Raw genomic sequence first — 14704 nt, 5'->3', positions numbered from 1 at the left:
CGTGGTGGGTTTATCGCTTTTTCGCGACGGCGCTCGACACCGGGCGCGGATGGAAACATCATCGCGCATCTTGTGATCGGCATATCAATCGGGGTGGGGCACTGGAATGGCGCCTGAGGCATTGTTTTGGCCGGACGCCGTCGCGAAGGCGAGCGGGTCGTGACGCCGCCACCGTTCTTGACCATCGATGGTGTCAGCAAGCGCTTCGGTGAGGTCCGCGTCCTGGAGCGTGTTTCGCTGGACATCGCCCGCGGCGAGTTCTTGACGTTGCTGGGGCCGTCCGGCTCGGGCAAGTCGACGTTGCTGGGCGTTCTCGCCGGCTTCTCTGCGCCGGATCAGGGGTGTGTCTGCCTCGATGGCGCGGACATCACCCACCTGCCGCCGGAGGCACGTCGCTTCGGCGTCGTTCCACAAGGCTACGGCCTGTTTCCTCATCTCACGGTCTACGAGAACGTGGCGTTTCCGTTGCGGGTTCGTGGCGTCTCCAACGCCGGCATCGTCCGCCGGGTCGGGGATGTGCTGGAGCTTCTGCAGATCGGCGGTCTCGGTGGCCGGCGGCCCAAGCAGCTGTCCGGCGGACAACAGCAGCGCGCCGCGCTGGCGCGGGCCCTGGCATTCGAGCCGAAGCTGTTGTTGCTCGACGAGCCCATGAGCGCGCTCGACGCGTCGCTGCGGCGTGATCTGCAGGGCGAACTGGTTCGGCTGCATCGGGAGGTCGGAACGACGTTCGTCTACGTCACCCACGACCAGGAGGAGGCGCTCGCTCTGTCCGATCGCATTGCCGTGCTGAATCGGGGGCGAGTGGAGCAGCTCGGCCCGCCTCGGGCGATCTACGATCATCCGGCGAGCCGCTTCGTCGCGAGCTTTCTCGGCAAGAACAATCTGCTGAAAGCGGTGGCTGCCGGCGCGATCGACGGCCGGCCCCAATTCCACTGGAACGGCTATCGGATTGCGGCGGGGGCGGGGGCCTCGGTGTCAGCAGAGGTCGCTGGGGCGGCGTTCGTCGGGCCTTGCGTGCTCACGATCCGGCCGGAAAACATTGCCGTCGTCCCGGCGGGGCAGGCGCGGCCGGGCCTCGAAGAGCAGATCCAGGGTACGGTCGTCAGTCAGACCTATCACGGCGCTTCGGTGGATATCGTGGTCGCCGTCGGGCAGGAAACGCTGACGGTCACGCGGCCGGCGGCGGACTGGTCGGGCGCGCCGGGGGAGGACATCTCACTCGCTTTCGACGCCGAGCGGCTGTGGCGCCTGCCGGGGGATGGCATGGTCGCAGTCGGCGCCCCGGCCGTGGTACGGGAGCTTGTGGCATGACGTCGACGCTGGCGCTGCAGGGCGAAGCGGCGCGGGGCGATATCCAGGATGTGCTGGTGCGGAGGCGATCGGCCCAGGACGTTCTGTTGACTGCTGCCGTCCTGGCACTGGTGCTGTGCTATCTCCTGCCGCTGTCCGGGGTCGTTGCGTTGAGCTTCCTGAAGCCGGTCCCTGGTATCGGCAACTATGGAGCGCTTCTCCAGAACCAGACGGTTCGTTCGGTCGTCGGCAATACGCTGTGGATCAGTGCACTGACAGTCAGCATCACCTTGATCCTGGCGTATGTGACGGCCTATGGCCTGGTGCAGGCCGGTCCGTTCGCCCGCAAGCTGATGCTGGCCTGTGTGCTGCTGCCTTTGTGGATTTCCGTCCTGGTTCGCAACTACGCCTGGATTGCATTGCTGTCGCCGGGCGGCATCGCCAACAGCATCTTGCTGGGGTGGGGATGGCTTGATCATCCGCTGTCGCTGGTGCGCAATACGTTCGGGGTCGTATTGGGCATGGTCCACTACATGCTGCCGTACGCGATCCTGCCGATCTATGCGCAGATGACCCGTATCGATGCGACGCTGCCACGGATGGCGCGTTCGCTTGGCGCAAGCCGGCTGCAGGCATTCGTGCGCGTGTTCTTGCCGCTGTCGCGCCCGGGCGTGGCCGCCGCGGCATTTCTGGTGTCGATCATGTCGCTCGGCTTCTATGTCACCCCGGCGATCCTGGGGGGCGGAAAAACCGTCATGGTCGCCGAGTTCATCTCCGTCCAGGTGACGGAGACGTTGCGGTGGGACATCGCCACGACCTTGAGCACGCTGTTGCTTGTGGTCACGGGCGGGCTCGTGTGGCGGTTCAGCCACCTGCTCGACATGGCGACGGCGAAGCCTGTCACATGAGTGCGCATGCGCTGCGTGGCTCACTGGCGCCGGGGCCGATTGCGGCCGCCGCCGTCGCTGTCTCGGCCTTTCTCGTTCTGCCGCTGGTCGCCATCGTGCCGATGTCGTTCAGCGATACCCGGTTTCTTTCGCTGCCGCGCGATGGCTGGTCCATTCTGCATTATCGGCGGCTGTTCGGCGATCCGGCCTGGCACGACAGCCTGCTGCACAGCGTCGGCGTCGCGGTGCCTGCCGCGTGTCTCGCGCTGGTATTTGGGCTCGCGTTCTGTCTGGGGGCCTGGCAGCGTCAGGGCGCCGCGGTTCGTGTGCTGCGGGTTCTGATGCTGGGACCGCTGATCGTGCCCGCGATCATTCATGCGGTCGCCTACCATCGCATGCTGTCGCTGCTGGGATTGTTCGACAGCTTTGCCGGCACGGTGCTCGTTCATGCGGTCAAGGGCCTGCCTTTCGTCGTGCTGTCGATCTCGGCTGCCCTCTCGGCAGTGAATCCGATGACTCTGCAACTGGCGCGCAGCCTCGGCGCGTCACAGGCCCGGGCGATCTGGTCGACGCTGGTGCCGCAGATCCACCAGGGGATGGCGGTCGGCTTCATCCTGGCGTTTGTCACCTCGTGGGACGAGGTCGTCGTGACGCTGTTCATTACCAGCCGGCATGTGAACACGCTGCCCAAGCAGATCTGGCAGAGCCTGTTCCTCAATCTCGATCCCGCAGTCGCCGCGCTCGGCACTCTCACGCTGCTGGCGACGCTGCTCGTGGTCTTGGCGATGTCGTTGCGCGGCCAACGCGATCGTGCGCGGGCCGGCTCTCCGGAAGACGGTTTGAACTGAAAGGAAATGATGACCATGTCCGAGATTTTCCAGGATCCTGACTATCTGCGTCACCTCGAGCAATCGGTGCGGCGCGAGACGCACGGCAAGACCGTTCATCGCCGCCACTTTCTCCAGCTGCTGTCGGCGCTCGGCATCGGCACGGGGACGCTCGGCTTCGTCGCATCCGCGAGCGCGCAGCAGAAGGAGCTTGTCGTCGCCAATTGGGGAGGCGATGCGCTGGCGGTGCACCGTGACGTCCTTGCCGCGGAATTCGCCAAGCGCTACCCGGGCAGCCGCGTGGCCTTCGATACCACCGGCCCGACGCCGGGAAAAATCAAGGCCATGGTCGAATCCGGCAACATCGCTTGGGACGTGGCTGACCGAAACTTGCTCTCGGCACTGGAACTTGGTCGTCAGGGGCTGCTCGAGAAAGTCGATGAAAGCATCGTCGACATCAATGCGGTGCCCAGCCAGTTCCGCACCGAATGGGGTGTCGGCTCGTACCTGTTCTCCTATGTCATTGCCTACGATACCGCTCGCTTTGGCGCGGCGCCGCCACGGACCTGGAAGGATTTCTGGGACACGCAGAATTTCAAGGGCAAACGTGCACTCCGCAACAATGTCGAGGGGATTCTCGAATCGGCGCTGCTGGCTGATGGGGTCGCGCGCGACAAGCTCTATCCGCTGGATGTCGCGCGCGGGCTGGAAAAGGTGCGGGCCATCAAGAAGGACACGATCTTCTACAACAACGCTTCGGACGCCCAGCAGTTGTTGCGGTCGGGGGAGGTGTCGGCGGGCAGTCTCTGGAGTACGCGTGCGCAGGGCGTGAAGGAAGACACCAAAGGGCGGGTCGACTATCATTTCAATGAAGGCATTCTGCTGATCGCTGCCTGGAACGTCTTGAAGGGCGCGAAGAACAGCAAGGATGCCTGGCGCTGGGTTGCGCTGTCGCAGGATCCTGCATTGCAGGTGGTTCTGCTGGCCCGGCTCGGGTGGGGGCCGGTCAATCCGGCCGCCAACAAGCTGGTTCCGGCCGAGCTGCAGGGGCAAAATCCCGGATCGCCCGAAAACGTCGCGCGTCAGATCGCGGTCGATGCCGAATGGTATGCGCGCAACTATTTCGAGGTCCAGAACAAGTACCTCGACGTGCTCGCGACATGAGCGCGGTTTTGAACGGCGCTCTCGATGCCGTCGCGCCGCTGACCTTCATGGGCGCGCCCTATGCGCCCGTGCTGCCGGCGGGATCTCGGGTTGTCGTCGCCGGCGTCCCGTTCGACGGCGGCCAGCATGCGACGCGGCTTGGTTCTCGCCTGGGTCCGCGCAGCGTGCGTGAGCAATCGCTGCAGTTGCGTGCCGTCGACCCGGAAGCCGACCTCGATGTCCTGGCCGCTCTGGGGCTCGTTGACGTCGGTGATGTCCGCGTGACGCATGGCGATCTCGATGCGTCCCAGCGCAGCGTCGTCGATTTCGCGGGAGCATTGGTCAACGCCGGGGCGTTGCCGGTGATGATCGGTGGTGACGGCAGCATCACCTTGCCGTTGCTCGAGGCGGTGTGGCGGCGCCATCCCGGGCTTGCGGTGGTCCATCTCGATGCGCACACCGACGCCTATCCATTGGCCGGAAATGTCGGGCCGGCGGCGTTTCACCGGGCCGCGGAAGCCGGCCTTCTGGAGCCGGCGGCGTCGTTCCACATCGGTTTGCGCGGCCCTGTCGCGGCGACAGGGCTCTATGCCCATGCTCGCCAGCTCGGCTATCAACTGGTGACGGTGGCGGAACTGCTGGAGCGTGGCATCGCGTCGGTGCTCGACGATGTCCATCGCCGCATCGGCGATCGTCCAACGTATATCTGCTGGGACATGGACGTCTTCGATCCCACCGTTGCGCCAGGGGTCATCACGCCCAGCTGGGATGGCATTACGGCCCGCGAAGGCTTGCAGATCGCACGGTTGCTGCGCCGGCTGAACATCGTTGCGATCGACGTCAACTGTGTCAGCCCTGTCCACGATGCCGCCGGTCTTGCGGCCTTTCTCTGCGCCCGCATCATCTTTGAATTTCTCGCCGGCCTTGCGATCTCGCGCCGGCCGCCCGGGAGGCTGTGATCGTCATGAATGTCGTGTCCCACCCCACGCAGGTCGATGGAACATCTTCGCACAACGGTGCGCACCTGATCCGCACCGCGGAGGAAGCGCTGGCGATCGCGCGCCGGCTCGCTCCCGTGCTTGCGGCCGGCGCGTCCGAGCGCGACAGCCAGCGCCGCCTGCCGCACGACGAGGTCAGGCAGTTCGTCGGCAGCGGCTTGTGGGGCATCGGCATCCGTTCCGAATTCGGTGGGGCCGGTGTTTCATTCGAGACAATCATCGAAGTCGTCGCGACCATTTCGGAAGCCGATCCATCGATCGGACAGCTCCCGCAGAACAATTACCTTCTGCTTGAGAACCTTCATCGGATCGGAACGGAAGCGCAAAAGCGCTTTCTGTTTGCGGAGGTGTTGGGCGGCAAGGTCATCGGAAACGCGTTTGCCGAGGCCGGCGGGAAGGACGTGCAGGATATCCGGGGCCGGATCCGCCGCACCCCGGCGGGCCTGCGATTGAACGCGCACAAGGTCTATTGCACCAACGCATTGTTCGCGGACTGGATCCCCATCTCCGGTGTCGATGATGATGGCAATATCGTCTACGCCTACGTGCCGCGAGGCGCCGCCGGCCTCACGGTCCTCGACGACTGGAATGGATTTGGGCAGCGGACTTCGGCAAGCGGTACCATCATTGCCGAGGACGTCGAGGTCGATCCGGCCTATGTCATTGAACGCCACAAATCAGCGGCGAAGCCGGGGCTGAGCGGGCCGTTCGCCCAGCTCTTGCATGCGGCCGTCGATTTGGGGATTGGGCGGGCCTCGTTTGCCGAGGCCGTGCGGCTGGCCCGGTCGGCATCACGTCCGTGGATCGACAGCGGACTGGAGCGGGCGCAGGACGATCCCCACACCATTGCGCTGCTTGGCGATCTGCAAATTCGCGTGCATGCCGCCAATGCGATGGTGGAACGAGCCGCCCGCATCCTCGATGCGGTGCGAGACCATCATGACGAAGCCGATGTCGCGCGTGCCTCTGTCGCGGTCGCCGAAGCCAAGGTGCTGGCCAACGATATCGCGCTGTTTGCGTCGTCCAGGCTGTTCGAGTTCGGTGGCGCAAGCAGCGCGCGGACGAGCCTCAACCTCGATCGCCACTGGCGCAACGCCCGCACGCACACGCTGCATGATCCCGTGCGCTGGAAATATCATCTGATCGGCAACTATGTTCTCAACGACAGGAATCCGCCACTCCACAACTGGGCGTGAGGAGCGGGCTGTTGCGGCGGGAGTTCCCGCCGCAAGGATGCCGGGCGATAGGGGGGGCGTCGAGACGCGGCCAGGCTGAGCCGCAACAGACATGGGGCGGCCACGCGCGCCTCGAGCCTGCATCGCGATGCGTGCCGTGCGCGCAGCAGGCAAGCGGTGCCCTCAAGGCGGGACGCAAGAATCGAGAAGCGCGGAGGTTCAGCCTATCCGCCTGCCGGATCGTAGCGAGGCGCGTCCTGGAGGAAAGCAGCACGCGATGGAAGGTCGAAGGCACGTCATCGAGCATCGTGCTGCGAGGTATCGATCTCAAGTCGTCGAGACCCGTGCTTTGACTTCCGGCAACGGCGGCTTGCGCTCGAAAAGCTTCTTTTTCGGCGGCGCGGGCAGCAGTCCTTCTCTGATCGCCTGCTTGCGGGCGAGCTTGCGGGCTCGTCGGATAGCTTGAGCTTTCTCGCGGGTTTTTCTCTCCGACGGCTTTTCGTAGGAGCGCCGCTGCTTCATTTCCCGGAAGACGCCCTCGCGTTGCATCTTCTTCTTGAGAACACGGAGGGCTTGTTCAACATTGTTGTCTCTGACGACGACCTGCAATTGATTTCCCTCGCTTGTGGCCGCAGATGCGACATATCCTGCAGGCCGCCAGATGCGCAGGGCTTCATTGCGGCTGTAAGGAAATGCGTGTCTGGGGATGGTGGCGGCGACACCGGTCGCCAGAGTCGATGTGCTGATCTGCTTGTAGCGGCGATGCAGCTTGACGATATCGACGTGACCACTCTCGTTGGCGACTGTCAATCAAGAAAGCCCTTCGTGCCGATTTGCAGGCAGACTCAGCGCTCCTTGGTCGGAGTGCCGGAATTGGCTCTGGAACAGGCCGGGGCGAACAAAACGGCTTTCTCCTTGTAAAATTTGAAAAATGATGTATATTGAGCTTGTTCGATTAGCCGCTGTGCCTTGTTGAATGCGCCCGCGGGCTCCTTTTCCAAAGACATCGACGAAGTTGAAGATTGCTGCGTGATTGTCACGCAGCGCGCGCTTGCGCGCCTTGGAGAAGAAAATGACGACAGGCACTGTTAAGTGGTTCAATGGCCAAAAGGGTTTCGGTTTCATCCAGCCGAGCGACGGTGGCGCCGATGTGTTCGTTCACATCAGCGCTGTTGAGCGCGCTGGCCTCGCCGGACTCGGAGAGGGCCAGAAGGTCACTTTCGAGACGAAGACCGACAAGATGCGAGGCAAGGTCAGCGCTGAGAACCTCTCGCTGGCTTGATGTCGTAGCGCCGTTTCACGGATGTACTGAAGCGGCAGTGCGGCCCGCTCGATCGAAGGGTTGGGCGGGCCTTTTGCGTTGTCATTCTGGATGAGACGCGATTGTCGAGAGGATGGTGCGAGCCTTCCTCTGACGTTTTTACGCGCGCCAACCGGTCGCATGCGGCCCGGGAGGGGGCTGCGCACGCTTTCGGCGGATGCGATCGCATGGCCGCGATTCCTGTCTAGGCATGCAGCGGCTCCGTGTCGCGGGAACCGAGGCTGGGGTGGGGGATAAGGCCCGTGGCGGATGGTTTTGTCGCTCGCAGAGAAATTCCGAGCAAAGCGAAAATCCTGGCAAAGGGAAGGCTGGATAGCGTTGTCGAACTCAGCCGCTATTGGCATCCCGGCACGGCTTGGTCAAAAGGAAGAGAGCCTATGCTGAACGATGTTCGGATCGCTCCCGAGGTTGACTCGCGTAACGGACAATCCGTCACCTTTGTGCTGGCGGTCGGCACGGTCCGGCAGATGTGTCTGGTTCAGACCACCTTCGCGACGAAAAATCAGGCATCCAGCTATCTGCACAAGTATCGCAAGCAGTTCGAGTGTCTCGCCCGCGAGCGCTTCGCGCTTGGGCAGATCGAGGACGGCTTGATCAAGTTGTCGATGCTGTAGGCGAACCAGCAGTCAGGTCACCTTGACGTATTGGGGGCGCATGCCCCTCCGCAGCATCGATGCTGGCGCCGCATGTTGTCCCGAGGCGGAAAGTGACGCCGATTGTTTCATGCCCGCGGCAAGCCTGCGGTGGAGATGAACGCGTAGTCGACAGCCGTAACCATCGCGGGGCGCAGTGGGCTTTTGGGCCGACGTCCCCGCTACGGGGGGCGATCGTCAATGAGTGCGCGCCAGAGCGAGATGCTCACCTTGTCACCGACGGTGTGAGGCTCGCAAAAGCGTCCTTCAGGCGGGAGAAGCGGGCTTATCCGGGGACGCATGGCAGGCGATAGGCGAATGTGATTGGTGCCCCATGCGCCAGACCCCCATTTGGGAATTTTGAGAGATGATGAGAGCAAGAGAGACAGCCCATAGTCGGGCCGTTCGCGAGGCCAACAAAGCGTTTAAGACCCGCGAGCCGCAGATCCTGATGACGGACTACGCAAAAGCGCAGCAGTCCTTCCAGGAGAATCGTGAGCGCTTGAAAGCGCTGCGATTGGCACGCGAATCCAATGTCGGACGAAGCTGACCCTGGCGAGCGCTTCGTGATCGTTTGAGCCGCGAGGGGCGATCCGTCGCGCGGCGGCGGCGGCGTGAGATTTCGTGCACGTTGTATTATTGAGGCTCGGTGGACGACGTCGGATGCAATCCGCTCGGAGCCTCGGGCGGGTAGACGCCGCGCAAGACTTCATCGAAGTGATCCCGGACAGCGTCGTTGCACAAGCATGATCGCATGCGTAGACCGGCTGCGTCGCGAACAGCCATCTTGCCGCGATAGGTCTGCAGGATTCCCTCGGCCTTGAATGTCTGGATTACGCGGCTGGTATAGCTGCGGCCGACCCCCAACAGGGTCGCGAGTTGTTCGTGGGTGAGCGGCACCATGCCGTCTCCGTCCGTGCGTTCCATCGCGGCGATGATCCATTTTGCAGCGCGCTGCTCGATGGTGTGGATTGCGTTGCATGCCGTGGACTGAAAGACCTGCGCCAGCATGCAGTCGGCATAGCGCGCGAAGATGTTGCGTATGGACAGCGATGTGACCTTGGCGGCTTCGAGCTTGCTGACAGGAAGGCGAACGAACGGGCCCGCGAATTTGACGGTGATGCGGGTAAAGGCCGGCAGGAAGCCCTGGCTTACGATGCCGCCGACGGCTCCTTCGCGGCCGACGAGAATTGCTTCCACGTCCCGTCCGTCTGCGTTGGGCACCAGAAAGGAAACGAGGCTCGGTCCACAGGGGAAGTGAACGGTTTCGACGTCGTCGCCGGGATTGTAGAGCAGATCGCCAGCGGTTCGCGTCATCTGAGTAAGGTGGGACGCGAGCATGTCAAAGTCGGGGGCATTGAGCCTGCGCAACAGATTGTTGGCCGGACGGTCGTCTGCAGCGGGTGAAAGAGCGGATTTCGAATACATGGAACAGGTCACCGGGATTGTTCCCCAATCTTAACTCAAAGTTCCTGATTTTGTGTTCACTTGTGAACAGACGGGGTGCCGTTTGCATGGGATCGGTTTCATTCTGGGAACAAATGATGCGCGCGAATTGATCGTTCCCTTCACAGATCTCCGATCGAAGGAACTCGGCCATGCACCCTGTCTTGGACAGTGGAATACCCACGGACGTGCTGGTGGTCGAAGACGATCCGATCATCGCGGTCGATCTCGAGGATGCCATTCTTGGATTTGGGTCGACGCGTGTGCGGACTGCGAGGACTCTTCAGCAGGCGCTTCAACTCATCACCGACCACGCGCCGCAGTTTGCAGTGCTTGATATCGGTCTGCATGGTGGAGAAAAGACGTTCGCTGTCGCCGAGCGCCTCGACGTGCTCGGCATTCCATATTGCTTCCTTACCGGGTATGGCGCTGAGACGAACCTGCCAGGTCGTTTTGCCCGAAGACCACGCCTGATCAAGCCCTACATGCGTGATCAGCTCCTCGCGATCCTGCAGGAACAGCGCCAGCGGGCGCCGTCCTGACTGCACGCCATGGCTAATTATCGTTCTCTCTGCACATGCGGTCGCTGCGAGACCGGCGCGGGGCGCCCCGGCAGCAGGGAGAGAGGTACTCAGCCTTGGGGACGCCGTCGCGTGATGCGCGGCCGCACGCTGTCGCATACCCACGGGGCGGCTGCGCCAACGCTGCTGCTCGTCTCGGTCGCCAATCATCAGTCGCATCGCCCTGACATCGGGCCATAGCCTCGGTTCCCGCACATGTTGGCCGGCGTGGCAACAATCATGTCGACCATCGGCGACCATTTGTCTGGCACTGGTTCATGCTGGCTGTCGAAGGGCCGACGCGGAGAGGACAGGTTCGGGCGGTAGGTCAACCGCTCAACCCGCTTGATCGGGCTGGCCGATGTCGAGGGAAGACAGATCATACATCGACGTTGCGCTTCGCGTTCGCGGCCTGCCAAGCCTCGAATTGTCAGCGCGCCTGCGCCGAATGTCGCCCCGATTTTTTTTGGATGAGATTGACGCTGTCAATCGGAACTTCCAATGGCCTCTGCGATTGAAGGAGCCTCAAACAAGGAGAATTCCATGCAGAAGGTTTTGTTGAGTTGTGCCGCTGTCGCGCTGTCTGTTGCGACGGCTCATGCCGCAGAAACGTTGTCGGCCGCGCCAGCCGAGAGCTGGACGGTGACCAACTATTACAAGCAGGCTGTCTATGATCCCCAGGAAAACAAGATCGGGGATATCGACGACGTGCTCGTGGACAAATCCGGCAAGATCAACGGCCTCGTGATCGGGGTCGGCGGCTTCCTTGGGGCGGGTGAGAAGGACGTCATCGTGCCATTCTCGGCGGTAAAGCTTGCCAAGAAGAACGACAAGTGGTGGCTGACGCTTGCTGAGTCCAAGGACGATCTCAAGTCGGCGCCTGGCTTCAAGTATGACAAGGCCAGTACGACCTGGGTGCCGAACAACAAGTAGCATTCGTCGAATGAGGCCGGGGCAACCCGGCCTCATGTCTATCTTCAGCCGCGAATGTCTGGAACGTCCATCCCGAAACGAACTGAGCGCGCTTCCGCGTCGGAGATGCGGTCCGGGCAACCGGGATATGACGCCGGACCACTGTTGACGGGGCATGAGCCTGCGCGGTGCCGCGTCGAGAGGCCTGGCCGTGTTCAGATCGCGAGCGATTGCTGTTAGGGTGGCTTGTCGCCGAGTTACTGATGGCCCGGTTCGGCTTGTTGTTCAAATTGTCGGCGAGGGGACGGACGTCTCTCAGCCTGTCCGCTTGATGGCCAGCTGCGAACACGTCCCTCTGTCTTGTACCATCCGCCTGGCATGGCAGCGTCGCATGTCAATGTCCGTAACTCATCACCATCCCTGCCGCGGAGATACGCTTTCGGTCATGCAGAGCGCTGCCTGGGCACGAGCGAGCTGCGGCAATTGTGCGCTGCAAAAAAGCTCCGCCTGATCGTCCCGATCGCGTAACGGATGGTCCCGCCGCAGACGTGCATTCCAGCGAGGCGCCTGGTTCCCGTAACCGGATCCAATGCAATTTTTTTGGTGTAGGCCTCTTGAAATCGATCGCGGTTTTTCTAATTCGGTTTGTGCCGCCGGATTGCGGCGCCCGGCGCCAGCTTTGGGCCCGGCAAACACAACTGGGTGCAGGACAGATGTCTTGCGCTCCTTCGTACCCATTTTGCTCTTAGGAGGACTTGGCTATGAGGACCTACGACTTCGCCCCCCTTTGGCGTTCGACAATTGGCTTCGACCGCCTGTTCGATCTCCTCGACGAAACTCAGCGCAGGGCCGAAGATAACTATCCGCCCTACAACATCGAGCGGCTCGGTGACGATCACTACCAGATTTCTCTGGCACTTGCCGGTTTCAGCCCGGACGATATCGTCGTGACTGCGGAGCAGAACGTGCTGACAGTGGAGGGAAGCAGGAGTGACAAGGACCAGCGCGAATATCTCTATCAGGGGATTTCGGCGCGGCCCTTCAAGCGACAGTTCAGCCTGGCCGACTACGTCCAAGTGAAGGCCGCTTCGTTCGATAATGGCCTGCTCCGTATCGAGCTCGTTCGCGAAATTCCCGAGGCCATGAAGCCCCGCCGCATCACGATCGATGGTGGTGTCCCCCTCGGCAAGATCACGCAAAAGGCAGCGTAGCTCTATTTCATTGATCAGTCACGCGCGGGCAGCATGGCCTGCGCGTGATTGGCTGTACTTTAAAGAGGAGAGGGGATGCTCTTCCAGCCAAGGGGGCTGAATGAGCGCCCCACCTTGAAATGATGGCCTTATCAATCGTCTCTCGACGAAAGGAGCCGTAAGGAGACACAGCATGAATCGTAACGACCGTATCGTCAACAAGGCCGAAGCATTCAATCATCCAGCGCTTCAGTATGCGTCGCCAAACGACGTGTTGAACGATGCCACCCTGTCGATTGACGAGAAGCGAGCGCTTCTATCGTCGTGGGCGTCCGATGCGTATGCCGTCGAGTCTCAACCAGGGCTTCGCGAAGTCCCGGGTGTCGCGCATCGACTGCGCCTGGCGGATATCCTCGCCGCGCTGAAACAGTTGGGCGAAGATACCGATCCGCCGCCGCGTGGTGGTTTGGCGATGCGGTTGCCCCGCCTTCATTCCATCGAGGGCGGCATTATCGGTGCCGTGCAGCGCGCCAGCGACAGGCATGCAATCAACCGGCGTACCGGTCCAAGGCCGGTCGTGGGAGCGGACAAGCAGTTGCGCTGGACCCGCGACGCCAACATCCGGCGATATCGCCAGCTTCTCACCACGCAACTGACCGAGATCGAACGCGACTTCGTACAGCGGCGGCTTCATGAGGAGTTGCTTGGGGCCGGACGCAAGGGAGCATTGCAAAATTCGGCGGATCGCGGATATCCGCCGCCGCTCTGCGGTTGAAGAAAACGCGCTGAAACGGCCATTCAGGTTGTGGCGGTCGATCGTGTCGATGCCCGTGAGGTTGTGTCTATCCAGCACTGGAACGGGACGGAAGGCGGCCGGAGGAGGCCGGGTACTGGAGACAGAGGAATGAACGCAGTATCGTCGGCTCAGGTCAAAATGGGGACGGAAGCTCTTGCGCTTTGTATCGCCGGAGTCTTGTGCGAGCATAATCCTGCGTTCCTGACTGCTCTTCGAGAGAGAGTGCAGATCCTCTATCGCATTCTTGACGAGCGAGGAGACCGTGAAGCGGCCGCTATGATCAATGCTTTTGGAAGAGCGTTAGAAGATCCGGCATTCATGTGTCTTCCACACTGAAGAAGCTGTGCGCAGGCGTGCTCCTGAGAGTGGCCCTTCTTATCGATCGCCCAGGTCACGGCATACTGGCTGTGCCAACCGCATGTTTCGTTATACGTCCAGAATCTGCTGCTGGCTGAGGTCTGGACGAGGCGTGTCAGCGTCGACCTCGGTCGCGTAGAGGCTGAAAACACCGTGGTGGAGCGGTCGCGCAGGCGGGTCGATGTGGGCGAGGCGGTTCACTTGATCAAGGTCTCCTACTTCCCGCCCGTTCTGTCGCGAAAGCCTGCATGCAGGTCATTCGATCGGCTGTTTCGTCACTGCAAGAATCTGCTGAGTTCATTTGCTTGCGAAAACCGTGAGTTTCAAGCCGACTTTCGCCGCCACAGGATGGTTCGGTGGAGCCGCATGAAAGGTGTGGCGCCGTGAGCGAGAGCCACGTCTACGGCGAGCCGCATGATCCGCCCCGGGGGAATGAACTGCCGAGGCGGGAGCGACGTTTGCGATCGATGGACCTGCTTCGAACAGGTGGTTTGCGCGTTCGCGACGCAGCTGGAGACGGGGGGCGTCAATCCTGAGTATTGCGCAAGGCGTGAGTAGAAGCCCCGCCAATTGACCAATGCTTTATGATGTCGTCTGTCGGATCGCTCAAGACGACGCAGTTGCGAAATGGGGAATGCTTGCCACCACCACGACCAGCTGAATTGCGTTGACGAGCATGCCGCCCAGGTGCAAATGCCGCAGCCGGCGCGCGGCGTCGGCATTCTCTGTCTCCCGGCCGTTGATCCGCTCATCCACCTGCCGCAAGAACCAGCCCCGTGACAGGGCCGAAACGGCGGCAATCACGCCAATGCCAAGCGCCAGGCTGAGGTGACCGGTGACGGCGACGGCAACGGTCCCGATGACACCTGCACCGGTCAGAGCCACGAAATATCCGTTGAACATGGCGCGCAGCAGCCGCGCCACGGGAAGTATGTCCAGCCTTACCAGCAGAAAGGCTGGCGCAGCCAGAAACAGATACAGCATCGGAAGTAGCAGGATGATACTCGCGAACACGACCGGGGTATCTGGCATCATCCGAATCCTTTCTTTCTTCCCTTGGCGGGAGCGGGGGTCATCCGGCGATATCAGCCATAATATCCGTTGTGTCCGGTCGTCGCTGCAATTGGGCGTTGGTCGGATATATGGGCATCTGCCTCGCCTGGTCGGCGC

Annotated in this window: 18 protein-coding genes; 14 read left to right on the top strand and 4 right to left on the bottom strand. The window is 62.0% G+C overall.

Annotated elements, in window-relative coordinates:
- Positions 1 to 159: 159 nt before the first annotated feature.
- The 6 genes from JQ639_RS04190 to JQ639_RS04165 are packed head-to-tail and all read left to right on the top strand — an operon-like array spanning position 160 to position 6341.
- The gene (locus JQ639_RS04190) at positions 160 to 1311 is read left to right on the top strand and encodes an ABC transporter ATP-binding protein (RefSeq protein ID WP_211969264.1); all 1152 of its coding nucleotides are present in this window, start codon (positions 160 to 162) and stop codon (positions 1309 to 1311) included.
- Complete coding sequence (locus JQ639_RS04185) at positions 1308 to 2198, top strand: ABC transporter permease (RefSeq protein ID WP_211969265.1); 891 nt, start codon at positions 1308 to 1310, stop codon at positions 2196 to 2198. The genes JQ639_RS04190 and JQ639_RS04185 overlap by 4 nt, the downstream gene beginning before the upstream one ends.
- Positions 2195 to 3025: an ABC transporter permease gene (locus JQ639_RS04180; RefSeq protein ID WP_211969266.1), complete on the top strand. Its 831-nt coding sequence runs from the start codon at positions 2195 to 2197 to the stop codon at positions 3023 to 3025. The genes JQ639_RS04185 and JQ639_RS04180 overlap by 4 nt, the downstream gene beginning before the upstream one ends.
- 15 nt (positions 3026 to 3040) lie before the next feature.
- Positions 3041 to 4168 (top strand): ABC transporter substrate-binding protein, encoded by a 1128-nt coding sequence (locus JQ639_RS04175; RefSeq protein WP_211969267.1) that lies wholly within the window; start codon positions 3041 to 3043, stop codon positions 4166 to 4168.
- A complete protein-coding gene (locus JQ639_RS04170) occupies positions 4165 to 5106 on the top strand; it encodes an arginase family protein (RefSeq protein ID WP_211969268.1) in 942 nt (313 codons plus the stop codon). The genes JQ639_RS04175 and JQ639_RS04170 overlap by 4 nt, the downstream gene beginning before the upstream one ends.
- A gap of 5 nt (positions 5107 to 5111) precedes the next feature.
- Positions 5112 to 6341: an SfnB family sulfur acquisition oxidoreductase gene (locus JQ639_RS04165; RefSeq protein ID WP_211969269.1), complete on the top strand. Its 1230-nt coding sequence runs from the start codon at positions 5112 to 5114 to the stop codon at positions 6339 to 6341.
- 306 nt (positions 6342 to 6647) lie between these two features.
- On the opposite strand, the gene rpsU is transcribed toward JQ639_RS04165, so the two are convergent.
- Together rpsU and JQ639_RS04155 are read right to left on the bottom strand one after the other, a co-directional pair.
- Positions 6648 to 6929, bottom strand: a complete 282-nt coding sequence (gene rpsU / locus JQ639_RS04160; RefSeq protein WP_211969518.1) for a 30S ribosomal protein S21 — start codon at positions 6927 to 6929, stop codon at positions 6648 to 6650.
- Positions 6930 to 7130: 201 nt separating this feature from the next.
- A complete protein-coding gene (locus JQ639_RS04155) occupies positions 7131 to 7406 on the bottom strand; it encodes a hypothetical protein (protein ID WP_211969270.1) in 276 nt (91 codons plus the stop codon).
- Here JQ639_RS04155 and JQ639_RS04150 point away from each other — a divergent pair.
- The 3 genes from JQ639_RS04150 to JQ639_RS35785 all read left to right on the top strand — a co-directional run bounded on the left by JQ639_RS04150 (position 7393) and on the right by JQ639_RS35785 (position 8823).
- Positions 7393 to 7602 (top strand): cold-shock protein, encoded by a 210-nt coding sequence (locus tag JQ639_RS04150; protein ID WP_211969271.1) that lies wholly within the window; start codon positions 7393 to 7395, stop codon positions 7600 to 7602. The two genes, JQ639_RS04155 and JQ639_RS04150, sit on opposite strands and share 14 nt — an antisense overlap.
- 281 nt (positions 7603 to 7883) lie before the next feature.
- Positions 7884 to 8255 carry a hypothetical protein gene (locus JQ639_RS35205; protein ID WP_249123514.1) on the top strand — a complete coding sequence of 124 codons (372 nt, stop codon included), beginning with the start codon at positions 7884 to 7886 and terminating at the stop codon, positions 8253 to 8255.
- 385 nt (positions 8256 to 8640) lie between these two features.
- Positions 8641 to 8823, top strand: coding sequence for a hypothetical protein (locus tag JQ639_RS35785; protein WP_249123515.1), 183 nt, complete (start codon positions 8641 to 8643; stop codon positions 8821 to 8823).
- Between the two features lie 86 nt (positions 8824 to 8909).
- Here JQ639_RS35785 and JQ639_RS04140 read toward each other — a convergent pair whose 3' ends face one another.
- Positions 8910 to 9701: a Crp/Fnr family transcriptional regulator gene (locus tag JQ639_RS04140; protein WP_211969272.1), complete on the bottom strand. Its 792-nt coding sequence runs from the start codon at positions 9699 to 9701 to the stop codon at positions 8910 to 8912.
- A gap of 206 nt (positions 9702 to 9907) precedes the next feature.
- Here JQ639_RS04140 and JQ639_RS04135 point away from each other — a divergent pair, with 206 nt between their 5' ends.
- The 5 genes from JQ639_RS04135 (at position 9908) to JQ639_RS04115 (ending at position 13513) form a co-directional block, all read left to right on the top strand.
- Positions 9908 to 10261 (top strand): response regulator, encoded by a 354-nt coding sequence (locus tag JQ639_RS04135; RefSeq protein WP_349644736.1) that lies wholly within the window; start codon positions 9908 to 9910, stop codon positions 10259 to 10261.
- 561 nt (positions 10262 to 10822) lie between these two features.
- Positions 10823 to 11212: a PRC-barrel domain-containing protein gene (locus tag JQ639_RS04130; RefSeq protein ID WP_211969274.1), complete on the top strand. Its 390-nt coding sequence runs from the start codon at positions 10823 to 10825 to the stop codon at positions 11210 to 11212.
- Positions 11213 to 11952: 740 nt separating this feature from the next.
- Positions 11953 to 12402, top strand: a complete 450-nt coding sequence (locus tag JQ639_RS04125; protein ID WP_211969275.1) for an Hsp20 family protein — start codon at positions 11953 to 11955, stop codon at positions 12400 to 12402.
- Between the two features lie 172 nt (positions 12403 to 12574).
- Positions 12575 to 13156: a hypothetical protein gene (locus JQ639_RS04120; protein ID WP_211969276.1), complete on the top strand. Its 582-nt coding sequence runs from the start codon at positions 12575 to 12577 to the stop codon at positions 13154 to 13156.
- A 129-nt stretch (positions 13157 to 13285) separates the two neighbouring features.
- Entirely contained in the window at positions 13286 to 13513 is a 228-nt protein-coding gene (locus tag JQ639_RS04115; RefSeq protein WP_211969277.1) for a hypothetical protein, read from the top strand.
- A 627-nt stretch (positions 13514 to 14140) separates the two neighbouring features.
- On the opposite strand, the gene JQ639_RS04110 is transcribed toward JQ639_RS04115, so the two are convergent.
- Complete coding sequence (locus JQ639_RS04110) at positions 14141 to 14566, bottom strand: hypothetical protein (protein WP_211969278.1); 426 nt, start codon at positions 14564 to 14566, stop codon at positions 14141 to 14143.
- Positions 14567 to 14704 lie beyond the last annotated feature (138 nt).

The sequence above is a fragment of the Bradyrhizobium sp. U87765 SZCCT0048 genome, assembly GCF_018131225.1.
Taxonomy (GTDB): Bacteria; Pseudomonadota; Alphaproteobacteria; order Rhizobiales; family Xanthobacteraceae; genus Bradyrhizobium_A.
Note: the sequence above shows the minus strand (reverse complement) of the source record. Positions and strands in the feature narration are given on the sequence as shown.

Bases quoted from the DNA above. Each gene is read 5' to 3' on its own strand.
- JQ639_RS04185 (WP_211969265.1), top strand. From the start codon at position 1,308: ATGACGTCGACGCTGGCGCTGCAGGGCGAAGCGGCGCGGGGCGATATC.
- JQ639_RS04180 (WP_211969266.1), top strand. From the start codon at position 2,195: ATGAGTGCGCATGCGCTGCGTGGCTCACTGGCGCCGGGGCCGATTGCG.
- JQ639_RS04175 (WP_211969267.1), top strand. From the start codon at position 3,041: ATGTCCGAGATTTTCCAGGATCCTGACTATCTGCGTCACCTCGAGCAA.
- JQ639_RS04170 (WP_211969268.1), top strand. From the start codon at position 4,165: ATGAGCGCGGTTTTGAACGGCGCTCTCGATGCCGTCGCGCCGCTGACC.
- JQ639_RS04165 (WP_211969269.1), top strand. From the start codon at position 5,112: ATGAATGTCGTGTCCCACCCCACGCAGGTCGATGGAACATCTTCGCAC.
- JQ639_RS04150 (WP_211969271.1), top strand. From the start codon at position 7,393: ATGACGACAGGCACTGTTAAGTGGTTCAATGGCCAAAAGGGTTTCGGT.
- JQ639_RS35785 (WP_249123515.1), top strand. From the start codon at position 8,641: ATGATGAGAGCAAGAGAGACAGCCCATAGTCGGGCCGTTCGCGAGGCC.
- JQ639_RS04140 (WP_211969272.1), bottom strand. From the start codon at position 9,701: ATGTATTCGAAATCCGCTCTTTCACCCGCTGCAGACGACCGTCCGGCC.
- JQ639_RS04130 (WP_211969274.1), top strand. From the start codon at position 10,823: ATGCAGAAGGTTTTGTTGAGTTGTGCCGCTGTCGCGCTGTCTGTTGCG.
- JQ639_RS04125 (WP_211969275.1), top strand. From the start codon at position 11,953: ATGAGGACCTACGACTTCGCCCCCCTTTGGCGTTCGACAATTGGCTTC.
- JQ639_RS04120 (WP_211969276.1), top strand. From the start codon at position 12,575: ATGAATCGTAACGACCGTATCGTCAACAAGGCCGAAGCATTCAATCAT.
- JQ639_RS04115 (WP_211969277.1), top strand. From the start codon at position 13,286: ATGAACGCAGTATCGTCGGCTCAGGTCAAAATGGGGACGGAAGCTCTT.
- JQ639_RS04110 (WP_211969278.1), bottom strand. From the start codon at position 14,566: ATGCCAGATACCCCGGTCGTGTTCGCGAGTATCATCCTGCTACTTCCG.